The sequence below is a fragment of the Natronococcus sp. A-GB1 genome (genome assembly GCF_029688845.1).
Taxonomy (GTDB): domain Archaea; phylum Halobacteriota; class Halobacteria; order Halobacteriales; family Natrialbaceae; genus Natronococcus.
In genome coordinates this window covers 91,425-112,703 of sequence record NZ_JARUKW010000010.1, presented here as the reverse complement: position 1 = coordinate 112,703, position 21,279 = coordinate 91,425, and the positions used below count along the sequence as shown (strand labels likewise).

Sequence of the window (21,279 nt, the reverse complement as noted above, 5' to 3'; positions counted from 1 at the left end):
TCCGGCGTTACTTTCCTCTTAATTGACTCTGAATTGCTCATTATAATATAACAACGGCGGGGGTAGTTATGAGTGCTCTTCGATCAGATCGACGATCTCTAGCTCCTCCATCTCCTCGAACGCGTCGTCGATCGCCGCGTTCGCCTCCTCGGGACCTTCGTAGAAGATCGGGTTGCCGGTATCCTCCGACCACTCCTCGTAGCGCTCGTCCTCGGTTGCCTCTTCGACTCGTGCGGAGAGTTCCTCGATCGTCCCCTCCGGCGTTTCGGGTGGCGCGTACAGGCCACGGGTCACACCGGAGATGAAGTCCATCTCCGGATACCCCTCGTCGGTCACCGACGGAATGTCGGGGTACACCTCCGTCCCCTCGCTCCAGAACGTACAGACCGGGTAGACGCCACCCGCGGAGACGTCCGGTTCCGTCCCTGCGTCGGTTCCGATCCCGCAGGGAACCTCGCCGGAGGTTACCGCCTCGGCGATTGGGCCGGTACCCGTGTACTGGACCCGGTCCTCCCACTGCCAGTCGTACTCCTCGGCGTACCCCTCACCGTGTTTCGCCAGGAGGGTCATGATGTCCTGTGGACTGCCGGGCTCCTGGATACCGATCGAGTCCCACTCGCCGGAGTTATGCATCTCGCGAACGTCGTCGAACGTCTCGACCTCGCCCTCGTACTCCTCGTTGACGATCAGACACCACGTCGAGCGGCCGATGTTCGCGATTCCCTCCAGTTCGCGCTGGTCGAAGCCGGGGTCGTCTAGCATCTGTGGCGGCACCTCGAGCGGGGTTGCGCTCCCCGCGATCGTGTGTCCGTCGGGCTCGGAGCCGTACAGTTCACCGAACCCGTTCAGACCGCCGCCGCCGGGAACGTTGTCGACCTGGATGTCCTGATCCATCGCGTCGGTGAGCGATTCGACGATCCCGCGAGCGTAGACGTCGGTGCCACCGCCCTCGTCGTACGGCACGATGTATCGGATCGTTTCGGCGGGCTCCCAGTCCTCGTCGTCTCCCGCGTCGGGGTCGTCGTCCTGCAGACAGCCAGCCATCGATACCGCCGCTCCCGCACCAGCGATCCCGAGGAACCCTCGCCTGGTCGTTGCCTCCACCGTCAAACGTCGTTGAGTTGGTTTTTCGGACATATGTATCGACCACAGACCCTGGAATGCATTACACGACTCCGTGAGTCAGGGTCACACTACCATGATCAAACAGTACAGACATAAAGCTTTCTCTTGTGTTGGTGCTTGATCCACATATAGTGAAAAAATGAAGAGAAATGGTGTCGGATTTAATAGTGAATAGGCCGTCCGATCGTGGCTGCGGGCCACTCAGCCCGGCGAGTAACTGATTTATGGGTGGAGGCCGTCGTCGGATCCATGACCGTCGTTGCAGCGATCGATCGTTCCGACAGGGCCGGCGCCATCATCACCGAAGCACACCAACTCGGCGAGGCGTTCGGCGAACCGGTCGAGGTCGTCCACGTGCTCACCCGCGACGAGTTCGTCTCGCTCGAGCGGACGAACGTCAGCGAGACGGGAGAGACGGTACCGGTAGGAGACGTCGTCGAGATCGCCGAAGAGATCGCCGCGGAGGCGATCGAGGACGCCGGCGTCGAGGCGACCCCGGTCGGACTTCTCGGAGATCCGGCGGACGAGGTCGCCAGCTACGCCGACGAGGAGGGAGCGAGCTACCTGGTCGTCGCGGGGCGCAACCGTTCGCCGGTCGGCAAGGCGCTGTTCGGGAGCGTCGCTCAGTCGATCATGCTGGACGCCTCGACGCCGGTCGTCTCGCTTCGGGCCGAGTGAGCCGACGCGATCGACGCCGTAATACAAAATTTTTTGCGAGAGACCCACTAACGGGGAGGTATGGTTAGCTACAGTGCCTACGAAAGCATTACCCTCGACGTCGACGACGGAGTAGCGACGATCGAGTTTCACCGCCCCGAGGTCTACAACGCGCTCAACAACGAGGTCATGCTCGACCTCAGCCGCGCGTTCGACGAGATCCAGCTGAACCGCGACATCGACGTCGTCGTGATCACCGGCGAGGGCGAGGACGCGTTCTCCGCCGGTGCGGACATCTCCCAGTACGCCGGAACCGCCGACGAGCACGATCCGCTCCAGCGGGACCGCCAGGAGCTGTTCTACGAGATGTACCAGAAGCCCTACGACTGCCACGCGCCGGTAATCGCGAAGATCAACGGCTACTGCGTCGGCGGCGGACTGATCTTTGCGATGTACTGTGACCTTCGGATCGCCGTCGACGACGCGAAGTTCGGCGTTCCGACGGCGAACATCGGGCAGATTCCGACTGGAGGATCGACCTGGCGAGCCGTCGAACTCGTGGGCGAGGCGAAGGCGAAGGAACTCGTCTACACCGCGGGAATGATCGACGCCGACGAGGCAGAACGAATCGGACTCGTCAATCACGCCGTCCCGCGCGAGGAGCTAGACGAGACCGTCGACGAGATCGTCGAGGGGGTCCAGAACACCGGACGCGAGGCGGTCAAGAACTCCAAACGCGCGATCAACGGCGCGGTACGTTCGGGTGGCCTCGAGGCGGCACGCGAGCAGGAGGCCGAGATCTGGTGGGAGCAGTTCGCCACCGACGAGCGCCGCGAGCTGGTCGACGAGTTCAACGAGGGCCAATGACCGGGGGACCGCTTTCGGGCGTCTCGGTCGTCGAGATGACCGGTCACCGCGCGGGGCCGTTCTGCGGAGCGCTGCTCGCCGACATGGGCGCCGACGTCGTGAAGATCGAACGGCCGGGCGTCGGCGATCCGGCCCGATCCCAGGGGATCGGTCCCGACGGCAAGTCGGGGTACTTCATGGCGAACAACCGAAACAAGCGCTCGGTCACCCTCGATCTCAAGACCGACGCAGGAACGGAGGCCGCCCGTGAGCTGATCGCCAGTGCCGACGTCTTCGTCGAGAACTTCGGCTACGGCGTCACCGACAAGCTCGGCATCGGCTACGACGAGATCAGCGAACGCAATCCCGGAATCGTCTACGCGAGTATCAAGGGGTACGGCGAGACCGGTCCAAAGCGAGAGCAGCCCGGACTCGACCTCATCCTCCAGGCCGAAGGGGGCATCATGAGCGTCACCGGCCCCGAGGGCGGCGAGCCCGTCAAGGTCGGACAGGCGATCGGCGACCTCACCACGGGGATGTTCGCCGCGATGGGCGTTCTCGCGCGGCTCTACGAGCGCGACCGCACCGAGGAGTCCGGCTCGTTCGTCGGGAAGTTCGACGTCGGCCTGTTCGACTCGATCGTCACCCTGCTCAACGAGTACCTCACGGAGTACTCGATGGACGGCTCCGTTCCCGGCCCCCAGGGCGTGACCCACCAGACGCTCGTTCCCTACCAGCGCTTCGAGACCGCCGACGGCGCCATCGTCACCGGCGTCCCCAGCGACGACCGCTGGGACGACTTCGTCGATCTTGTCGGCGATGAGGAGCTCCGGCAGTACCCGACCAACGACGACCGTCAGGACGACGCCGAGCGCGTGACGGAACTGATCCAGGCGGCCCTCGAGCGGGAGTCCACCGAGCACTGGCTCGAGCAGCTGACGGCCGCGAACTTCCCCTGTGGCCCGATCAACGACGTGGCCGACGTCGTCGCGGACGAGCAGACGACCGCCCGAAACCTCGTCGTCGACCACGACGATCCCGACTGGGGCGAATGCCTGCTGCCGGGCCATCCGATCAACTACCCCGACTACGACACCGTCGTCCAATCGCCGGCGCCGCGACTCGGCGAGCACACCGAGGAGGTGTTCGACGAGGTCGCGAGCGACCAGACGACCCTCGAGCAGTGGAGCGAGGACGGCGCGTTCGGCGACTGACGCGCTCGGCCGTTTTGCCGATTCGGCGGAAGCGTCGGCTCGCGGTACGAAAGCCGAGAGGAGAAGATTTGGCGGTGCCGTTCTACTCGAGGTCCGGCCGCGAGAGCTCGGTCTCCTTCGAAGTGATGATCTCGAGCAGTGCGGGCGTGCCGGACTCGGTCTGTTCGATAGCACGTTCGATGGCCGGGCCGACCTCGTCGGGATCCTCGACGCGTTCGCCGTAGCCGCCAAGCGCCTCGCCGACGTCGGCGAAGTCGCCGGAAAAGGGCGTGTCGTAGGATGCCATCTCGTAGTTGTTCAGGTGGATCGTCAGGATCGGGATGTCCTCGCGGGCGGCCGTCTCGAAGTCCAGTCCGGTCATTCCGATCGCGCCGTCGCCCATGAGATTGATGCAGTGCTTGTCGGGGTGGAGCAGCTTCGCACCCAGCGCGAGTCCGAGCCCATAGCCGAGCTGGGTCGTTTTCCCCCAGCCGATGTACGACAGGGGCTCGGTCGACTCCCAGAACGGTGCCAGGAAGTCCCGCGGGTTGCCGGCGTCGTGGGTGATGATCGTGTCCTCGGCGTCGAGGACCTCCGTGAGCTCGTGGATCACGCGGTAGGGGTTGATCGGCGTCTCCTCCGACGTGAGCTTCGGCCGCCACTCGTCGAGCCACGCCTCGCGTGCGTCCTCGATCTCGCTGACGACGTCGTCGAAACGGTCGCGGGAGTCGCCGACCTGTGCGTCGACGGCGTCGACCAGCGCGTCGAGGGTCAGCTTGGCGTCGCCGACCAGCGAGTAGTCGGACTCGACGTCCTTGTCGATGTCCGTCGAGTCGAGCGTCGAGTGGATGATCGTCGGTCCGTCGGGGACCGTAACGCCGTAGGCGGTCTCGGTGAAGCTACAGCCGACGCCGAAGAGCACGTCGGTCTCTCGCATGAAGTGTGCGAGCTGTCCCGGTTCGCTCTTGCTGGCGGCGCCCAGCGACAGCTGGTGATCCTCCGGGAACGCGCTCTTGCCGTTGAGGCTGGTCGCGACGGGCGCCTCGAGCGTCTCGGCCAGCTCCCGTAGCTCGTCCCACGCCTCGGCGTAGTGGACGCCCTGACCGGCGAAGATGACGGGGTTCTCGGCCTCGAGCAGGACGTCCGCAATCTCGTCGACGCCGTCCGGGTCGGGACCGGACCGGTTCGACGACGTCGGCTGGTACTCGAAGTCCTCGGAGAGGTCGGTGTAGAAGACGTCCTTGGGAACCTCGACGACGGCCGGACGCGGACGACCGTTCCGGGCCGCGCTGAACGCGCGGCGCATCGTCTCGCCGACGGCGTCGGGATTCGTCAGCTGCTCACAGGACTTGCTGACGTGCTGGTAGTTGACCAGCGAGCTGAACTTGGGATCGACGTCGGTCTTGGCCTCGTCGTAGCCGGCGGGGATCGCGACGATCGGCGCCGACTCGCCGTAGGCCTGGGCGACGCCGCCGAAGGAGTTCTCCGTGCCGGGGCCGTGCTGGCACGCGAACGCGCCGACCCGCTCGCCGGAACTCAGTCGCCCGACGGCGTCGGCCATGTGAACGGCGGTCCGTTCCTGCCTGGTGATGATCGTTCGAATCCCTTCCTCTTCGGCCGCACCGGTATCGAAGAGTGGGTTGCTCGGAAACCCGAACAGATACTCTACTCCTTCCTCTTTCAGGGTGCGCGCGATCGCTTGATTGACATCCATAGTGTTTGCTCCGAGTAGGGCTACCTACTCCTACTCCCGAGCACTATCATAAATCCTTCGACGCCTGCGGTCGGTTTCGGCCGAATGCGGAGCTATCGCTCCAAGAACCCGCGGTCTCGCTCGAGACGGGGATCGGCTGCCGGCACGTCTCGCGGCTCGACAGCGCCACCGCTCCTCAATGGGGCCTAAGCCCCCTCATGCGGCCAGCTCAGCCCGACAGCGCTCCCTTCCGGCGAAGCTCTTCGATCTCCGCCTCCGAATACCCAAGCGCCTGGACGATGTCCTCGGTGTCCTCGCCGAGCAGCGGCGGCGCCTCGTCGAACCCGCTCTCGGACTCGGCGTAGTTCAGCGGGTGTTCGAGGATCGGGATCTCGCCGGCGGCGGGGTGAGAGAGGCTGTCGACCGCGCCGCGCGCGTTGACCTGTTCGTTGTCCAGCGCCTCGTCGACACTGTAGACCGGTCCGACCGGCAGACCGGCGTCGTCGGCGAGGCGTTCGACCCACTCGTCGGTCGAGCGCTCGGTGAGCGTCTCGGCGAGTTCCTCCTCGAGGGCGTCCATGTTCGCGACCCTGTCGGCGTTGGACTCGAAGCGGGGATCCGACGCGAGGTCCTCGCGGTCGATCTCCGCGCAGAACTGTTCCCACAGCTTCTGATTTCCGCAGGCGACGTTGAGGTAGCCGTCGGCGGTCGGATAGCTCTGGTAGGGTGCGAGCACCGGATCCTTCGTCCCCATCCTGGTCGGCTCGTCGCCGACGAACGCCTTCCCGGCCTGTTTGGTCAGCCACGGGAGCGCCGCGTCGAGCATCCCGAGTTCGACGCGTTCGCCCTCGCCGGTCCGCTCGCGTCGGTAGAGCGCGTTGACGATCCCGAACGCGGACCACATCGCGGTGATCAGATCGGTCTGCGGAAGCCCGACCTTGACGGGGTCACCACCCTCGGGGCCAGTAACGCTCATCATGCCGCTCATCCCCTGAATCAGTAAATCGTAGCCGGGACGGTCGCTCCAGGGCCCCGAGTCGCCGAACGCGGAGATCGAACAGTAGACGAGTTCGGGGTGGTTCTCGGAAAGCTCATCGTAGCCAAGGCCGAGCCGTTCTGCGGTCCCCGGCCTGAAGTTCTCGACGACGACGTCGGCCTCGTCGATCAGCTCCCGACAGATCTCGTACCCCTCCTCGGATTTGAGGTTGAGTTCGACGCTCTTCTTGTCGTAGTTGACCGTCCAGAAGTACGGTGACTCGCCGTGTTCGGACGCCGCCCGTCCCTCACCTTCGTAGTCGGAGATGTCGACGAACGGCGGCCCCGAGTGTCTGCTGTCGTCGCCGACCTCCGGCCGCTCGATCTTGATGACTTCCGCCCCCTGGTTCGCAAGCATCAGCGTCGCGAATCCGCCGGTCACGAACGTCGTCAGATCGACGACGGTGATGTCGTCGAGAATCCCACGGCTAGCTCTGGCTACCATACACCAAGGATGCGAGAATACCGTATTAAATCTTGTCGTTGGTTACCTGCCCTCACCGTACAACGTGATCAGGGTGATCACGATCCCCGCACCCACGAGCGCGAGTACACCGAGTGTTCCGAGGAGCACGGTCTCGCTCGCGTAGGTGAGCAGTGAGCCGGCGAGTGCGGCACCCGCCGCGCCGAAGCCGAACATCCCGAGGTAGGCGTAGCCGTAGGAGAGGCCGTGGACGTCGGCGGCCGCGTACTCGGCGATAACCACCTGGTAGATCGGCGCCGTCGCGTAGAGGAAAAACCCGAGCGCGGCACAGACGAGTAGGAACGGAGCGAGCCCCCAGCCGACGGAGGGGATGAAAACGAACGCGAGCACGCCGAGAGCGAACAGCGTCGAGAAGAACGCGTACTCCGTCCGAACGTGGTCGGTGACCCGGCCACCGGCGTACTGTCCCAGAATGCCGATCATCAGGATCCCCGTGTAGATATACTGTGCGGGCTCGGCCTCCTGGCCGAAGATTTCGTAGGTGCCGAACTGCGGCAGTCCCCCGATCATGTCGGGCAGGAACGTAAGCAGGCCACGGTAGTAGATTCCGTAGATCATGATCGCGGCGAACGTGAGCAGGAACCCGGTCGTGAGCAGTAGCCTCGAGTCGTCGACGATCGACTGGAGGTCCATCGGCGACCCGTCGTCGTCGGTGTCGTCCGTTCCGCCGTCGGCCGCGGTCGCGGCGTTCTCGTTGAACTCGATCAGCGAGCCGAACGCGACGACGGCCACGGCCGGGACGGTGAGTGCGACGACGACGAGCCGCCAGTCGAAAAAGAGGAGCAACGAGGCGGTCAACAGCGGGCCGAACGCGGTGCCGATGTTGCCGCCGACGCCGTGGTAAGCGAACACCGTGCCGCGATTTTTCGCACCGCGGCTGATCAGCGACAGACCGGCGGGGTGGTAGACGCTCGCGGCGACACCCCATATGACGATGGCTACCATCAACACGTAGACGTTCGGCGCGAGCGCGAGGAGGAAGAAGCCGCCACCCATTCCGACCACCGAGGCGACGATCAGTCGCCTCGATCCGTAGGTATCCGAGAGCAGACCGCTCGGGATCGCACCGACGCCGATGAGGCCGTAGCCGATACTGACGACAACGCCGAGGACGAACGGCGAGACGTCGAAGACGTCCAGCCAGATGACGATGAAGATGGGGATGCTCAGCTCGTAGGTATGAAAGATGCCGTGTGCGAGCATCGTAAACCCCGTAATCGAGCGATCGTTCTCATCCATCGCCGTTCACCACTTCCTTCCAGCGGGAGGACGAACCTGGCATGGCATAACGAAGCGTGTCGAATCTACTTAACCGATTCCCTGTCGCGTTCGCTCTCGAGCGGGGTGTGCTGGCGTAATCTGTCCCAGTTATTCGGATGGGCCTAAATGAGGCTCGGGACAGTTGTACGAGACTCGGAAGGCGGTTATTTTGGTATCAGTCCGCCAATGTAGCATCCGAGAGTCCGGGATGTACGCGAAGAACACCAGAACATGACGAATGAGGCCACATCACACGTCCGACTGCTGGCCCCGTGGATATCATTACGAAGGTACGAATGTAATTTCATGGGACGGCCTCGGTTTTGGATGATAATATATTGGGATTGTTGTCGGAAAACGGCCGAAACAGGAGTCTCTGTCACGGTGCGAAAGTCGCTGATCCCGCTCTGTAGGATCTAGAGGGAGACCGATCTGGAGGCCCGTCTCCGCAAGGAGTGGCATAATTTATAATGCCCGGGTTCCCAGGATCGAGTATGGCAAACAAACCCAAATCGGGGGCACGCACGACCGAGACCTCCATACGAGTCATCGATGCGCTCCGAGAGCTGGGAGAGGCGACGATCCACGAACTATCCGAACATCTCGGACTCGCCCCGAGCACCGTCCATCGTCACCTCGTCACGCTCCGCGAGCACAGCTACGTAGTGTGTACGGACGGGCGCTACCGGATCGGATTTCAGTTTCTCACCGTCGGCGGCCACGCCCAGCGAACGACGACCGCGTACCCGATGATCAAGCAGAAGGTCGACGCGCTGGCGGCGGAGACCGGAGAGCGCGCCCAGTTTATCGTCGAGGAACACGGCGAGCGGGTTTACCTGTACACCGAGGTCGGCCAGAGCGCGGTGCAGACCGGCGCCCACATCGGAAAGCGCGGCCCGCTCCACACGAGCGCCGCGGGAAAGGCGATCCTCGCGAACGTGCCAGCGGACCGTGTCGACGAGATCGTCGCGACCCACGGGTTACAGGGCGTGAGCGAGAACACCATCACGACGCGCGCGGAACTCGAGGAGGAGTGCGAACGAATCCGAGAGCGCGGGTACGCCTTCAACAGGCAGGAAACGACGGAGGGCGTTCACGCGGTCGGCGCGGCGGTAACGAATGCCGACGACGAGGTGATCGGTGCGCTGAGCGTCTCCGGACCCGCCCACCGCGTCAAGGGAGCACAGCTCACCGACGAGCTTCCGGAACGGGTGCTTGGCGCAGTCAACGAACTCGAGCTCCACATCGCTCACTCTATATAATCGTCAGTCACCGGTCTCACTGCTTGCCCGAACTCGTCGGTGTCTCCCGATTCTGCTCGGTCTCGACGGGGACGAGCCATGGCGGCGACTCCGCACCTTCGGTCGGTTCGAGGACGACCAAGTCGCCCGGCTCGAGAGCGGTCTCGAGGCGGGCGATGATACTCGCATCGCCGTCGAAAGAGGCAAGACCGAGCCGGTTCGGGGCGCTGACGCCGTCGGGCGTGACGTGAACCGCCGTCACCGCCTGTACGGTTCCGACGCCCGGATCACGGGTGCGTAGCCCGTCGGCGCCGCAGTCGAGACAGCGGCGTTTCTCGTAGAAGGTTCGTCGACTGCAGTTCGGACACTCGAGGACGCGCGTCATCCGCTCGCCTCCACGATCGTACAGACGCTGTTGTTCCCGAACCCGGCGACGTTGATCGCAAGTCCGTACCGCGGCGAATCGACCGCGCGGTCGTTGGGCACGTCCCCCCGAAGCTGCCAGACGAGTTCGACGAGTTGGGAGATCCCTGTGGCACCCAGCGGATGGCCCCGGGCTTTCAGCCCGCCACCCGGGTTGACCGTCAGGTCCCCGTCACCGTCGATATCGGTCCGCCCCTCACGGGTCAGCTTCCACGCCTCGCCCCGCTCGGCAAGCCCCAGTTCCTCCATCTCGAGCCACTCGAGGATGGTGAAGGCGTCGTGGATGCACGCGACATCGATCTCGTCGGGACCCGTTCCCGCTGCGTCGTACGCGGCTCGCCCGGCGGCCGCAGCGCTCTCGATCCGTAACGGGTCGACCCGATCCGCGACGGCGTGGACGCCGACGGCGCTCTCGCAGGCTGTCACCGACACGTCTGCGTTCGCCGCCGTGACGACCACCGCGGCGGCTCCGTCCGTCGTCGGGCAGCAGTCGTACAGGCGAAGCGGCGTCGCGACCTCCGGCGAGTCGAGGACGTCCGCGACCGTCACGTCGCTCTCGAACTGTGCGTACGGGTTCCGACGGGCGTTCGCGTGGTTCTTCACCGCAACCCGTGCGAGGTCGCGCCGGGTCGCATCGTAGCTCTCGAGGTACCGAGCGGCCGCGAGACCCGCGAACGAGGGAAGGGTGATCCCCTGGTCGTACTCCTGGCTGTGCGTGATCCGGCTGATGATCTCGGTCGCGACCGACGTCTCGGCGACCGACATCTTTTCGCCGCCGACGGCGAGTGCGACCTCGGCCCGCCCCGCTCGAACGGTGTCGACCGCGTCGAGCACCGCGCTCGCTCCGGTCGCGCTGGTGTTTTCGATCCGGCGTGCGGACGCCCGGCTGAGGCCGAGGCTGGCGGTCAACGCGTTCGCCAGTCCGGAGGTGTTGTTGAACGCTTCCGCGGCCATGTTGCCGACGTGGACCGAATCGACGGCGTCCGGTTCGACGTTGGCGTCGTCGAGCGCCCGTTCCGCGGCGGTCTCTAGCAACTCGGCGAGGGATCGATCGTCGGACCCGGTAAACCTCGTCATTCCGACGCCGGGGAGTCCGAAGTGAGCCGGCGATGCCTCTGGCCGACCCGAAATGGAGTGATGACTTACCATCTCACTGCGTGAGGTAACAAACCACACTGACTTATAGATGTCGTTGCAAACGCCCGAAAGCGGGACGAATACCCGCCAGCATCCCGATTCGGTGGCGTCGGCTTCCGGGGGGAGCATCGGCTTTCTCACCTCGTCCCCGGCGAATCCGCCTCGAGATCGAGTGGTTCGAGAGAGGGACGCTCTCTCGGCGTCGAGCGAGAGTAACGGTTTCACGGGCCTTGCGGAACGGATCGAACGATGTCGGCGAGGCGATTCGTCATTACGAGACGGCAAGCCATCTCGAGCGACTCCGGTCCGCTCAGCCATCGAAGACCTCGCCTTCCGTACCACTCCGAGGCGCTCGGCCTGCTCCGCCCGTAGATTACTCGTTCGCCCGGCTTCATCGTTCAGTCGGTCGAGACTGGGCCCGTGACGGGTGGCTCGAGCAGCGTAGCAGCCTCTCGGCAGGCGATCGGACGCGGCCTCATAATCGAATCTGCGCTCGCGGAAACTGTTCGTCTCGGTCGAGAGTCGTTTCCGTCGAGATTGGGGTTCTGCTGGTCCCAGAAAGGGTAGTCTTGCTCTTCTGTCACCTCCATCCGGCAGTAGAATTGTGTTTTTATAGCCATACTGTGGTGTGCAACACTCGAGTCAGTCACAACCGATCGTGACCGGTTGCTCCTTCGTTGGGTCTTTGCTCGAGGTGTTTAGGATCGGGTACCGGTGCTGAAATGGGGACGAGGGCCCGGTATCGGATCTAATTCGGGGCTGTTGTACACGAAGCAACGATCAGTTCTGCTTCGCGTTCCCGGACGAGCCGTCGTGATCGTATTCCGCCTCTTATCCAGTGTACTATAGTTAGTATATCAACTATTTGGGAATCTAACTAGATAGTAGAGTATTATAATAAATATTCCAACGTATTTCGTGTCGCTCTAATCGGTTCGAGCCCGCCAGTCCCTCCGAGGCGACCGAGCCCGCTCGTCGGAACTCCGACGGACCGTCGTCACTCTCCCCCTCGAGTGTCCGACAACTGGCACCGAACGCAGCGGTCGCCGGGAAAGCAAGCGCCGTTCTCGTACGGACAGTCCGATTCGTCGACGTCGACGGAGAGCTCGCGTTTCGCGTCCTCCCACGCAGCTTCCCAAACTTCGATCTCCATCTCCGCGGAGGTGAAGACGACGTTCTCGTCGCGGTCGAGGATCTTCGCGGCCGTCACCGACCGCTGGCGGTCCGTCACTACCTCGATCGCGTCGGCGTACGAGTCACACCGGATCGTCCTCGTTTCGTCGCCGTCGTCCAGCAGGCGAACGATCACGGAGCCGTCGGTCTCCTCCGTCGGTTCCAGTCCTCCGACCATACTGCCGGGGTCGGGTCGCCGACACAAAAGGATGCCCTCGAGTTTCGACGAATCCGACGTTCGTATTGGCGGACAGTATTACCCTCGCCCGAAGTGTGAGCAATCCAAAGAGCCATCCGATACTCCCTCGTCAGAGAGTGGTATGGTCACCGTTAGATCGGTCGCCCAGTGGGGGCTGGGCGTGCTCGTCGCGCTCTTTGCGCTCACCGCGCTCTCCGCGATAGAACTCTCACCGCTGTCGATACTACAGGGAGTACTCGCCGCCCTCCTGTTTCTCGGCGCTGCAGCGCTCATCGTTCCGCGAACGCGGGCCGAGATCGGCGGACGGACCGATCGGTCCCTCTCGTCGGGCGTCCTCGCCGTCCTCGTCGTGGTCGCGGTTCTGACGGGGATGCTCGTCACGCCGCTCGACGCCGACGACGATCCACCGGTCGACGCCGATGCCGAGGACCTCGAGGCCGCCGATACCGACGGCCAGGCGGACGACGGCGGGACGGAGGCCGACGAGACGGACGATCCGGACGACGAGGTGGAGTCCGACGACGGTGCAGCAGACGAAACCGATAGCGAACCGGGATCAGCGCAGGCGGACGCCGATGACGACGGTACCGAAGCGGAAGGCACCGACGACGGCTCGAGCGACGACACGGGAGCAGCTAGCACGGACGGCGACCCGGAGACCGAACGGACGACCGACGTCGAGGGCGAACTTGAGATTCACCACATCGACGTCGGTCAGGCGGACGCGACGCTTCTCGTGACGCCCGACGACGAAACGGTGCTGATCGACACCGGCGACTGGCGCCAGGACGGCTCGGAAGTCATCGCCTATCTCGAGTCCCAGAACGTCGATCGGATCGATCACCTCGTGGCGACCCACGCACACGCAGACCACATCGGCGGCCACGCTGCCGTGATCGAGCACTTCGAAACCGACGGTGACGGCGTCGGAGCCGCCTACGACTCGGGCGTCGCCCACGACTCCGCGACCTACGAGAACTACCTCGACGCGATCGAAGAACACCACGTCGACCTCTTCGAGGTCGAGGAGGGTGACGAACTGCCAATTGACGGGGTCGAGGCGACCGTGCTGAACCCGCCCGCAGGCGAATCCGACGACGACCTCCACTACAACAGCGTCTCGATCGCGTTCGAGTTCGGCGAGTTCGCCTACCTGACGACGGGCGACGCCGAGGCCGACGCCGAGCAGCGGATGGTCGAAGCACACGGCGGCGCGCTCGAGGCCGACGCGTACCAGGCCGGCCACCACGGCTCGTCGACGTCGTCCACCGGGCCGTTCATGAACGCGGTCGATCCGGAGATGGCCGTCATCTCGAGCGACTACGACAGCCAGTACGGTCACCCGCACGAAGAGGTGCTCGAGGAGTACGCCGACCGGGGGATCGAGACCTACTGGACGGGCGTCCACGGCGACGTCGTGGTGACGACCGACGGAACGGACGTGGGTGTCGAGACCGAACGGGAGTTCTCGACGGACGCGGCCGACCTCGTGACATCCTCCTCGCCGTAAACGACGAGGCTTCCCACGACAGTGGGATTCCGGCTATGCCGTAGGTTTCAGTCCAAGTAGGCCGCGAGCGTCATCTGCGAGGATTTCTCGCTCGTCTCGCGGTGGACTGTGGCGCTGTCACTGGCGCTCCCGTTCCGAGGCGAGTCATTGCGTTCCGGTTCCCAAGGAACACTCTCTCCCCACGGATCTACGCGACTTGCGATGTTCGCCGCCGCGTTGATATCTGCTTGGAACTCTGTTATGTGGCAGTCGTCGTGTGGACACACGAACTCCGCTTGCTGACTACGCCGACCGAGGCGGTCGCACGCGTGGCACGTCTGCGAGGTGTACGCCGCGTTGACGTACTCAACCCGAATCCCTGCTTCGGCCGCCTTGTCTTCGATGCGACCCTGAAGACGGGCGAATGCCCACGCGTGAAGCCGCCGATTCATGAACTTGCCGTAGTCGAGTCGTTCGAGGATATACGACAAGTCCTCGAGTACGATCACCGGATCCTCGAAAGACTCGGCGTACTCGACAGCACGCCAGGACACCTTCTCAACGATATCCGTGAGTGCGTTCTGGTAGTGGTCGAAGCGTTCGTCCACGCGCCAGTCGGCGGCGTCACGCTCTTGTAGACGTTTGAGCGTCGTGAACATCTCTTTGCGGAGGTGTCGGGCACGACTGCCACTCTCGAGCATCGGTTTCCGTGGTACATCGCGCTTGAGGGCACAGCCCGTAATCAGCGCGCTCTCGCCAATATCGAAACCGATGTACGTCTCGTCGCCGTCTGTCTCGGCTTCTTCGACCGAGTACGTGACGGTGGCGTGCAACACCCAACTGCTCCGGTTCTGCTGAAGTCGGATCTGCCCGGCCTTTGCATCCTCGCTAAGGATATCGTGCCAGAGAGATTCCTGTTCAGGGTTGATCCGAAGCGGAATCCAGAAGTTCGTTCCACGACCTGGCATGGGAACGTTCCAGCAAATCTCGTGGTGTCTGGATTCATCCCGGTCGAACTTCGCGGCCTGGTTCGTGAGCCGGAGTGGATGTTCGTCGTCAAGTTCGCGGGCGTTGTACGTTTTCCGGAGCTTCGGGACGTAGCTGCACAGTGCAGCCTTCGCCTGATACGGGAGGTCGAACGGTGTTACCACATCGGAGACGCCGTTCATCGTATCGGCACCGGAGTCGAACGCGTCGTGCAACGCCTCGCGGTAGGTGGAGAGAAGGCGACGGAGACGCACCGCTTTCCCCTGTGTCGGTGGGGCAAGCGTCGCCTCGAGCGTTTTCGCCACCTCCTCTGCCATACACACTTATACACATCCGCCACATTTATACATTACGGAGTTGTAGCGTGACGTGATGCAACGGAAGCAGATAACGATTCGAGAGGATCAAGTCGAATGGATCGACGAAAACCACATCAACCTATCCAGCCTCGTGAGAGGCTGCATCGACGAACGTATGGAATCCAGTTCCGCCGAGTAGCGGCGGCTGCAAAATCAAGTGACGCGATTCACGCCCGCCGTAAACGGCGGGATTCTCTCGCTGTTTAAAGATAGAAGAGCGACCGGACGAGCAGGCCAGCGTCGCCACACCACAGGTTGATACGGCTACGGCCGGTGTATCCGGGTAATGACCGCTGACGGCTCGTTCACCTGCGTCGTCGATCGCATCGTCGACGGGACGACGGCCGTCGTGCTCGTAGAGGATGACGGCGACGTCGTCGACCAGCTCGATCTCGACCTCGAGACGCTTCCGGAGGAGTGTCGACACGAAGGGGCGCTGTTCGACGCCGACGTCTCCGACGGGGCGCTCGTCGACCTCGAGTACCGACCCGAGCGCGAGCGAAAGCGACGAGAGCGGCTTCAGGAGAAGTTCGATCGGCTCTCGAAGCGACTCGACGAGCAGTAGTTTCCTCCGGTGTCGCGCGGTTCACGACGGAGTCGCAGGCGGATGAACGGGAAGTTTCGACTCGCTGTGAAGCGTCGAGCCAGTCCGGCCCGAGAGGATTCGCGTCAATGCTCTCGAGAACGGGGCGGTAGTTGACCGCCCGTATGCTCGATTCAGTCCGCGCTGTGGGCCGGAATGGATCCACACTCCGGACAGCCGGCGTGTTTCGTCGTTCTGTAGTCGAGCGCAGCGCTGCACCGGGTGCACTTGTAGTGGGTTTCAGTCATCGAGCGCAGGTAATCCGCTCGAGCGTATATGCCTTGTGTGACGTCTATAACGGTTAATCGGCAGATACGGGGCATCTCACCTCGCAGTCAGCCGGCACGTTCGTCGGCACCGACGTTCTCCCGGCTCTCGAACGAGTCGGGATCGGGCTCGATGTTGGCGAACTGGACCGCTCGCGTTCCGAGCGTCTCGACGCGCTGGCGAACGTCCTCGTCGACCAGTTCTCGGCCCTCGAACCGACTGTGAGCGTTCGGCACCGCTGCCTGGTGAGGTAACACCCAGGCGTCGAGCGCCCGGCAGACGACCCGCAGGTGGTCGAGCGCCCCGATGGGGAAGCTCCCGCCGGAGACCGCGAGCAGTCCAACCGTCTTGTTTTCGAACTCGTCGAACCCGCAGTAGTCGAGCGCGGTCTTCAGCACCGAGGAGTACGACCCATGATACATCGGCGTCCCCAGGAGGATGGCGTCGGCCTCCCGAACGCGCCGGGCGAGTTCCGACGCGTCGCCGGCCTCGTCGTCGTCGGCGTCGAACAGCGGAATCTCGAGTTCCCGGAGGTCGACCAGTTCGGTGCTCGCGCCGGCGGCTTCGGCGGCGTCTAAGGCGTGGCGCAGGGCTGGGCGGGTGTAGCTCTCCTCGCGGAGGCTGCCGGCGATGGCGACGACGCGGACCGTGTTCTCGTCCATAGGCCACGTTCGGAAGGGCGGGTTAAAATCGCTCTCCCGCACGCGGCGGCCCGGTCGGTCCGCTACTCGTTCGTCGCGACGGGGTCGTCGCTCGCGGCCTCGAGCAGGAGGATCGCGCCGCCGAGAAGGGCGACGTTCTTGCAGAAGTTGATCTTGTTCGCCTGGCGCTCCTCGCCCTCCATCGTCCAGAAATCGTGGATCCCCGGCGTCGTCCCGAGGAAGAAGACGATCACCGCGCCGGCGGACGCTCGAGGGAACTTCCAGAGAACGATCCCGAGGTTGGCGACGAACAGCATGCCGGTGACGAACGGAACGAGCAGGTCGGGAACGGGAACGCCCTTCTCGCGGGCGATCCCGACGCGTTTCTCGTTGCTCTGAAACCCATCGACGGCCATGTACATGAGCGTCGCTCCATACAGCAGCCGGCCCAGTCTCGAGGGTGGAGACGAGTCGGCCATCGCTCAGATCGCCTCCATTCGGCTGACGTTCGCACCGAGTCGCCCGACCGTCTCGTACTCCCCGCTTTCGTCGCGTCGCATGATCCGACCCTCGACGTCGTCGCGCTGATCGGGGACGTCGAAGAGTCCGGAGCCACAGAGCACGTCGCCGTCGTGGACCGTCCAGGTTTCGATGACCTCGTGGGGCTCGCCGGGGAACGGCACCCGCTCGAAGTCCCGTCCGAAGTTCGTCGACTCGAACAGTGCGACCTCGTGTTCGTCGTCGACCCAGGCCGGGGGCGCCTCCTCGCCGCCACAGAAGAACAGCCGACCGTCGTGGACGAAGACGCACCTGATGTAGGAGTAGTCGTTCCCGTCGTCGAGCCGGGTCCACGAGTCACCCGCGTCGGTCGTCCGGTACAGTCCGCCGACGCCGACCGCGTGACCCAGACCGAGGTTCTCGAGGTCGTGGTCCAGATACCCGGTCGTCGCGAGCCAGACGTCTTCCGAGATCGGCAGCACCTGGTGGACGTCGTCGATGATCGTCTCTCGACGGTCGAGCCAGGTCTGACCGCCGTCGTTGCTCAGGTGGATCCCACCAGCTTCGACGCCAGCGATAAGTCGTTCCGGGCGACCAGGGACGGCCTCGAGTGCGCGCAGTCGTGCGTAGTGGGGATCGATCGGCGACTCCCAGTGACCTCGGGAGGGAAGTTCGCGAAAGCCCTTCAGTTCCGACCACGTTTCGCCGTCGTCGACCGAGCGGTAGATGTAGGGATCGTTCGTCCCCGCATAGAGCGCCCCGTCGGCCGTCGCGAGGATCGACCACACCTCGCTCTCGCCGGCGTGCCAGAAGCGGTCGCCGAGGGGGACCTCGAGGTCCTCCCAGGTCCGGCCGCCGTCCCTCGAGCGGTACGCCCCCGTCGACGACGCGACGAAGGCGCCGTCGGCATGGTCCCACGATCTGACCGCCGTGACGACCCCGCAGTCGAGCACTTGCTCCGCCTCGTCCCGGTCGAAGGGGACCCCGGCGACCCGGTAGAGGCCGTCGTCCGTCCCGATCAGCAGCGCCATGTGTGTCACGTTACTTCCACACATAATAAAGTTTTACCAGCCTGTAAAACGCTAAGTGCTCGCGCCGACGATAGGGATCCGTCGTGACTACAACGGCCTCGCCCACACCGTTTGCGGTACACCTGACCTGACCCATGCCACCGACACACCCGACGAAGCGGCCGACCGATGCAGCGCATCTCGACGACCACCCGGAGCTGCCGACCGAGCTCCTCAACTTACCCTGGATCGACGTCCACAACCACGCCCACACGCTCTCGTGGGACGATCGCGAGCGGTACGCCCTCTCGGGCTGCGAGTCGATGGTGATGGTCGCCTCGGGCTACCACTGGACGCCGTACAAGCCGGTTAGGGCCGAGGATATCCGGTACCTCTGGGACGACGCGATCAACCGCCGCGCGGCGATCGAGCGGAACCACTTCTTCGAGGCGAACCTCGGACTGGGGATCCACACGGGCGTCCGCATCGAGAACCCCGACGAGGCGCTCGAGGCGATGGCCGACTACTGTGCACTCGAGGAGGTCGTCGCGATCGGGGAAACCGGCGTCACACCTACCCAGCACGTCAGTAGCTGGGACGTAGACGAACAGCGCGCGATCGTCCAGGCCCAGATGGAGCTCGCGGCCGACCACGACCTGCCTGTGCTCCTCCACACGCCGAACACCTCGAGCGATTCGGGCCGGTCCTACCGTTCGGAAATCGGAACGCCGGGCTACGAGAAGAACCCGGGGCTGGGCCAGGAGCCGGTGATCGACGCCGAGAACCCGGCGCTCGAGGCGGCGAAGATCGACGTCGAGGCGGCTCGAGACGCGGGTCTCGACGAGGAACGGGTCGTCGCCTCCCACGCCGACGGGAACAACACCGAGTACCTCATGGCGGAGACCGACTGCTATCTGAGCTACACTATCGGCCACTCGTGGCTGATCGGCGTCACCGCGGCGGACGTCGCCGACGCCATCGACGAGTACGGCCCCGAGCGGATCATGGTCGACACCGACTGTGCGAACGTCCTACGGACGGATCCGTTCGCGCTGAAGCGGGCCATCCTCGAGCTGTATCGCTACGGGATCGACGAGGCGGCGATTCGGCAGGTAGTGCTCGAGAATCCGCGCGACGTATTCGACATCGGGCAGTGATCCTCAAGGAGGGGATCGTCACCTGTTTCGCTTCGGCATCGTCGAGTGGCGCTTGACGGCGTGCATGTCCGACCGTTCGGACGGCGGCGGCGCCATCGTCGAGAGACGGGACGACTCGCTCGATCCGAGTCCGCCGCTCCCGTCGTCGCCCAGCCCGAGGAGCCCGTCGTCGCCTTCGTCGGCCTCCCTGGTGTCGGTTTCTTCCGCCTCGTTCCCGTCGTCCTCGTTGTCCGTGTTGTTCGCCATCACCTCCTCGAGTTGGTCCTGGACGTCGCCGATCTCGTCGCCGAACGTCTCGAGCGGCGAGCTCATCGCCTTCGTGAGGCGATCTCCGAGATCGGCGGCGGCCTCGCTGCTGCCTTCGTCGGCCATCAGCTCCCGATCGGAGGGGGCGTCCCGGTCGGTATCCTCCGGTATCGTCTCGTCCGTCTCCGACTGCGCCCGCTGGATCGCCTCGCGGATTCCGGCAGTGGCGTCCTCGAGCGCGTCCTCGTCCGATCGGTCGCCGAGTTTCGCGAGGCGCAGCAGTCGATGGAGATCCTCGACGCGTTCGGGCTCGCCCTTCGCGATCCCCTCGAAAACGGACTCGGCCTCCGACCCGTCCGGGAGCGTCCCGAGGCCGACGGCCTCGAGCAACGTCGTCGGCTCCGAGGACGCGACGAACTCGTCGGCTTCCCGTGCGACTTCGAGAAGGTCGCGTCCAGCTTCGTCCGCCGTCGCCTCCGGCGCCAGCAACGTTTCACTCTCGGTGCTCGCGTCGTCCAGAATCTCCGCCACTCGAGTGTCGTGTTCGTCGGTCATGGATCGATCCGTGCAGAACGCTCACAATCGGTCTAACCGCACTTCATCGTCCGTAACCGTCTCGACGTTTCGTTCGGCGAGCTCGTAGCTCTCCTCGTCAGAATCGCCCCACCCGAGCTTCGATCTGATGGCGTCCGTAACTCCCGGATCAGGGTTGACGTAAGCGCTCCCGTTTTCGACGGTCTCGATGATGCCGATTTCGTCACCCTCTGCGTTGACGACCCGTTTGCCTTCGTCGTCGTCCGTGAATCGAGCACACATACGGCAGTTCGTCAGCGAGTACCGAGTAAGAGCTGTCACCTCCATGTGCCGGGAACTCAACCCCCGGTCCTCGCCATCTCCGAAATCCGACTCGTCGTTCTGATCCGTACGTTCACCGACCGGTGGACTGGGAGACGCAGCCGGGCGAGAAATCGATCCCCTACGAGGTCGAGTTGTCGGGCTGTTGGGCGTCGTTCGATCTGATGTAGACCTCGAGGATACCGTTTTTGAACCACGCGTTTCGCATTTCCGACGAGGTCCAGGGAAGCTCCACCCGTCCGACGGTAGTGCCCGTCTTCTTGATGACGAGTTCGTTCGTCTCTGGATTGATTCCAGCCGTGAGATCCTCTTTGGTTGCTCCGGGAAGGTCTGCGACGACGACGAACTCCCCGTTGTCGAGACGAGTGTCGATCAAACACTCCGCAGACTCGGATTTCCGTGTCCCTTTCTGTTCCGAACCGTCTCGGTGCTGTTTTCGATTTACCCGGCTTCTCTGAGCCGGTGGGCGTGATCCGGGCGGCCCTCTCGAGGAACGCTTCGCCTCTTCTCCGACCACGTTCTCTAACCCCTCCGATAGCGATCGTAATCCCGCTTGAAGCGAACTCTCGATAGCTCTTGCAAGGGACGGATCGGTTCGTTGTCGATCGCGTCCGGATGCATCTCGGTCACTGTCCTCCCGCTCGTTTTCGTCCTTGTTGCTCATGGGGGGGTCACCTCTGTATCGCGATTATCTCGTACGTTATGTGATAGCCTCTAGCGG

21 protein-coding genes are annotated in these 21,279 nt (G+C 64.0%); 7 read left to right on the top strand and 14 right to left on the bottom strand.

Annotation, left to right across the window (positions count from 1 at the left end; translation table 11 throughout):
* Positions 1–66: 66 nt before the first annotated feature.
* Positions 67–1,071 carry a tripartite tricarboxylate transporter substrate-binding protein gene (locus QA600_RS13085; protein ID WP_345782029.1) on the bottom strand — a complete coding sequence of 335 codons (1,005 nt, stop codon included), beginning with the start codon at positions 1,069–1,071 and terminating at the stop codon, positions 67–69.
* Positions 1,072–1,374: 303 nt separating this feature from the next.
* On the opposite strand from QA600_RS13085, the gene QA600_RS13080 reads away from it, so the two are divergent.
* From QA600_RS13080 to QA600_RS13070, 3 genes are read left to right on the top strand one after another with little or no spacing between them, the layout of a single operon-like run.
* Positions 1,375–1,803, top strand: a complete 429-nt coding sequence (locus tag QA600_RS13080) for a universal stress protein (RefSeq protein WP_278292385.1) — start codon at positions 1,375–1,377, stop codon at positions 1,801–1,803.
* Positions 1,804–1,863: 60 nt separating this feature from the next.
* Positions 1,864–2,649 (top strand): enoyl-CoA hydratase/isomerase family protein, encoded by a 786-nt coding sequence (locus QA600_RS13075; protein ID WP_278292384.1) that lies wholly within the window; start codon positions 1,864–1,866, stop codon positions 2,647–2,649.
* Positions 2,646–3,842, top strand: coding sequence for a CoA transferase (locus QA600_RS13070; protein ID WP_278292383.1), 1,197 nt, complete (start codon positions 2,646–2,648; stop codon positions 3,840–3,842). Before QA600_RS13075 ends, QA600_RS13070 begins: the two co-directional genes overlap by 4 nt.
* An 82-nt stretch (positions 3,843–3,924) precedes the next feature.
* Here QA600_RS13070 and QA600_RS13065 read toward each other — a convergent pair whose 3' ends face one another.
* The 3 genes from QA600_RS13065 to QA600_RS13055 form a co-directional block, all read right to left on the bottom strand.
* Entirely contained in the window at positions 3,925–5,535 is a 1,611-nt protein-coding gene (locus QA600_RS13065; protein WP_278292382.1) for a thiamine pyrophosphate-requiring protein, read from the bottom strand.
* Positions 5,536–5,743: 208 nt separating this feature from the next.
* On the bottom strand, positions 5,744–6,994 hold the full coding sequence (locus QA600_RS13060) for a CaiB/BaiF CoA-transferase family protein (protein ID WP_278292381.1): 1,251 nt from the start codon (positions 6,992–6,994) through the stop codon (positions 5,744–5,746).
* 42 nt (positions 6,995–7,036) lie between these two features.
* Positions 7,037–8,272: an MFS transporter gene (locus tag QA600_RS13055; protein ID WP_278292380.1), complete on the bottom strand. Its 1,236-nt coding sequence runs from the start codon at positions 8,270–8,272 to the stop codon at positions 7,037–7,039.
* 515 nt (positions 8,273–8,787) lie between these two features.
* Between QA600_RS13055 and QA600_RS13050 the strand changes: the two genes are divergently transcribed.
* Entirely contained in the window at positions 8,788–9,555 is a 768-nt protein-coding gene (locus QA600_RS13050) for an IclR family transcriptional regulator (protein WP_278292379.1), read from the top strand.
* Between the two features lie 16 nt (positions 9,556–9,571).
* On the opposite strand, the gene QA600_RS13045 is transcribed toward QA600_RS13050, so the two are convergent.
* From QA600_RS13045 to QA600_RS13035, 3 genes are all read right to left on the bottom strand, one after another.
* Positions 9,572–9,919 carry a hypothetical protein gene (locus QA600_RS13045; RefSeq protein ID WP_278292378.1) on the bottom strand — a complete coding sequence of 116 codons (348 nt, stop codon included), beginning with the start codon at positions 9,917–9,919 and terminating at the stop codon, positions 9,572–9,574.
* Positions 9,916–11,034 carry a thiolase family protein gene (locus QA600_RS13040; RefSeq protein WP_278292377.1) on the bottom strand — a complete coding sequence of 373 codons (1,119 nt, stop codon included), beginning with the start codon at positions 11,032–11,034 and terminating at the stop codon, positions 9,916–9,918. Before QA600_RS13040 ends, QA600_RS13045 begins: the two co-directional genes overlap by 4 nt.
* Before the next feature lie 1,057 nt (positions 11,035–12,091).
* Positions 12,092–12,445, bottom strand: a complete 354-nt coding sequence (locus QA600_RS13035) for a hypothetical protein (RefSeq protein WP_278292376.1) — start codon at positions 12,443–12,445, stop codon at positions 12,092–12,094.
* A gap of 391 nt (positions 12,446–12,836) precedes the next feature.
* Between QA600_RS13035 and QA600_RS13030 the strand changes: the two genes are divergently transcribed.
* Positions 12,837–13,976 carry an MBL fold metallo-hydrolase gene (locus QA600_RS13030; RefSeq protein ID WP_278292443.1) on the top strand — a complete coding sequence of 380 codons (1,140 nt, stop codon included), beginning with the start codon at positions 12,837–12,839 and terminating at the stop codon, positions 13,974–13,976.
* A 47-nt stretch (positions 13,977–14,023) separates the two neighbouring features.
* Here QA600_RS13030 and QA600_RS13025 read toward each other — a convergent pair whose 3' ends face one another.
* Positions 14,024–15,259 (bottom strand): transposase, encoded by a 1,236-nt coding sequence (locus tag QA600_RS13025; protein ID WP_278292375.1) that lies wholly within the window; start codon positions 15,257–15,259, stop codon positions 14,024–14,026.
* 328 nt (positions 15,260–15,587) lie between these two features.
* On the opposite strand from QA600_RS13025, the gene QA600_RS13020 reads away from it, so the two are divergent.
* A complete protein-coding gene (locus QA600_RS13020) occupies positions 15,588–15,866 on the top strand; it encodes a DUF3006 family protein (protein WP_278292374.1) in 279 nt (92 codons plus the stop codon).
* Between the two features lie 353 nt (positions 15,867–16,219).
* Here the strand turns inward: QA600_RS13020 and QA600_RS13015 are convergent, their stop codons facing one another.
* From QA600_RS13015 to QA600_RS13005, 3 genes are all read right to left on the bottom strand, one after another.
* Entirely contained in the window at positions 16,220–16,813 is a 594-nt protein-coding gene (locus QA600_RS13015) for an NAD(P)H-dependent oxidoreductase (RefSeq protein ID WP_278292373.1), read from the bottom strand.
* A 62-nt stretch (positions 16,814–16,875) separates the two neighbouring features.
* Positions 16,876–17,271, bottom strand: coding sequence for a DoxX family protein (locus QA600_RS13010; RefSeq protein ID WP_278292372.1), 396 nt, complete (start codon positions 17,269–17,271; stop codon positions 16,876–16,878).
* A gap of 3 nt (positions 17,272–17,274) precedes the next feature.
* On the bottom strand, positions 17,275–18,321 hold the full coding sequence (locus tag QA600_RS13005; protein ID WP_278292371.1) for a sialidase family protein: 1,047 nt from the start codon (positions 18,319–18,321) through the stop codon (positions 17,275–17,277).
* Positions 18,322–18,455: 134 nt separating this feature from the next.
* Here QA600_RS13005 and QA600_RS13000 point away from each other — a divergent pair, with 134 nt between their 5' ends.
* Positions 18,456–19,457: a TatD family hydrolase gene (locus tag QA600_RS13000; RefSeq protein WP_278292370.1), complete on the top strand. Its 1,002-nt coding sequence runs from the start codon at positions 18,456–18,458 to the stop codon at positions 19,455–19,457.
* An 18-nt stretch (positions 19,458–19,475) separates the two neighbouring features.
* On the opposite strand, the gene QA600_RS12995 is transcribed toward QA600_RS13000, so the two are convergent.
* From QA600_RS12995 to gvpH, 3 genes are all read right to left on the bottom strand, one after another.
* Positions 19,476–20,258, bottom strand: a complete 783-nt coding sequence (locus tag QA600_RS12995) for a hypothetical protein (protein WP_278292369.1) — start codon at positions 20,256–20,258, stop codon at positions 19,476–19,478.
* Positions 20,259–20,279: 21 nt separating this feature from the next.
* Positions 20,280–20,519: a PRC-barrel domain containing protein gene (locus tag QA600_RS12990; RefSeq protein WP_278292368.1), complete on the bottom strand. Its 240-nt coding sequence runs from the start codon at positions 20,517–20,519 to the stop codon at positions 20,280–20,282.
* 160 nt (positions 20,520–20,679) lie between these two features.
* On the bottom strand, positions 20,680–21,222 hold the full coding sequence (gene gvpH / locus QA600_RS12985; RefSeq protein WP_278292367.1) for a gas vesicle protein GvpH: 543 nt from the start codon (positions 21,220–21,222) through the stop codon (positions 20,680–20,682).
* Between the last annotated feature and the right edge of the window lie 57 nt (positions 21,223–21,279).

Excerpts from the sequence above, each read along its gene's own strand:
- QA600_RS13050 (WP_278292379.1), top strand. The coding sequence starts at position 8,788 with ATGGCAAACAAACCCAAATCGGGGGCACGCACGACCGAGACCTCCATA.
- QA600_RS13045 (WP_278292378.1), bottom strand. The coding sequence starts at position 9,919 with ATGACGCGCGTCCTCGAGTGTCCGAACTGCAGTCGACGAACCTTCTAC.
- QA600_RS13035 (WP_278292376.1), bottom strand. The coding sequence starts at position 12,445 with ATGGTCGGAGGACTGGAACCGACGGAGGAGACCGACGGCTCCGTGATC.
- QA600_RS13070 (WP_278292383.1), top strand. The coding sequence starts at position 2,646 with ATGACCGGGGGACCGCTTTCGGGCGTCTCGGTCGTCGAGATGACCGGT.
- QA600_RS13000 (WP_278292370.1), top strand. The coding sequence starts at position 18,456 with ATGCCACCGACACACCCGACGAAGCGGCCGACCGATGCAGCGCATCTC.
- QA600_RS13015 (WP_278292373.1), bottom strand. The coding sequence starts at position 16,813 with ATGGACGAGAACACGGTCCGCGTCGTCGCCATCGCCGGCAGCCTCCGC.
- gvpH (WP_278292367.1), bottom strand. The coding sequence starts at position 21,222 with ATGAGCAACAAGGACGAAAACGAGCGGGAGGACAGTGACCGAGATGCA.
- QA600_RS13055 (WP_278292380.1), bottom strand. The coding sequence starts at position 8,272 with ATGGATGAGAACGATCGCTCGATTACGGGGTTTACGATGCTCGCACAC.
- QA600_RS13040 (WP_278292377.1), bottom strand. The coding sequence starts at position 11,034 with ATGACGAGGTTTACCGGGTCCGACGATCGATCCCTCGCCGAGTTGCTA.
- QA600_RS13005 (WP_278292371.1), bottom strand. The coding sequence starts at position 18,321 with ATGGCGCTGCTGATCGGGACGGACGACGGCCTCTACCGGGTCGCCGGG.
- QA600_RS13030 (WP_278292443.1), top strand. The coding sequence starts at position 12,837 with ATGCTCGTCACGCCGCTCGACGCCGACGACGATCCACCGGTCGACGCC.
- QA600_RS13025 (WP_278292375.1), bottom strand. The coding sequence starts at position 15,259 with ATGGCAGAGGAGGTGGCGAAAACGCTCGAGGCGACGCTTGCCCCACCG.
- QA600_RS13010 (WP_278292372.1), bottom strand. The coding sequence starts at position 17,271 with ATGGCCGACTCGTCTCCACCCTCGAGACTGGGCCGGCTGCTGTATGGA.
- QA600_RS13060 (WP_278292381.1), bottom strand. The coding sequence starts at position 6,994 with ATGGTAGCCAGAGCTAGCCGTGGGATTCTCGACGACATCACCGTCGTC.
- QA600_RS12995 (WP_278292369.1), bottom strand. The coding sequence starts at position 20,258 with ATGACCGACGAACACGACACTCGAGTGGCGGAGATTCTGGACGACGCG.
- QA600_RS13075 (WP_278292384.1), top strand. The coding sequence starts at position 1,864 with ATGGTTAGCTACAGTGCCTACGAAAGCATTACCCTCGACGTCGACGAC.
- QA600_RS12990 (WP_278292368.1), bottom strand. The coding sequence starts at position 20,519 with ATGTGTGCTCGATTCACGGACGACGACGAAGGCAAACGGGTCGTCAAC.
- QA600_RS13080 (WP_278292385.1), top strand. The coding sequence starts at position 1,375 with ATGACCGTCGTTGCAGCGATCGATCGTTCCGACAGGGCCGGCGCCATC.
- QA600_RS13020 (WP_278292374.1), top strand. The coding sequence starts at position 15,588 with ATGACCGCTGACGGCTCGTTCACCTGCGTCGTCGATCGCATCGTCGAC.
- QA600_RS13065 (WP_278292382.1), bottom strand. The coding sequence starts at position 5,535 with ATGGATGTCAATCAAGCGATCGCGCGCACCCTGAAAGAGGAAGGAGTA.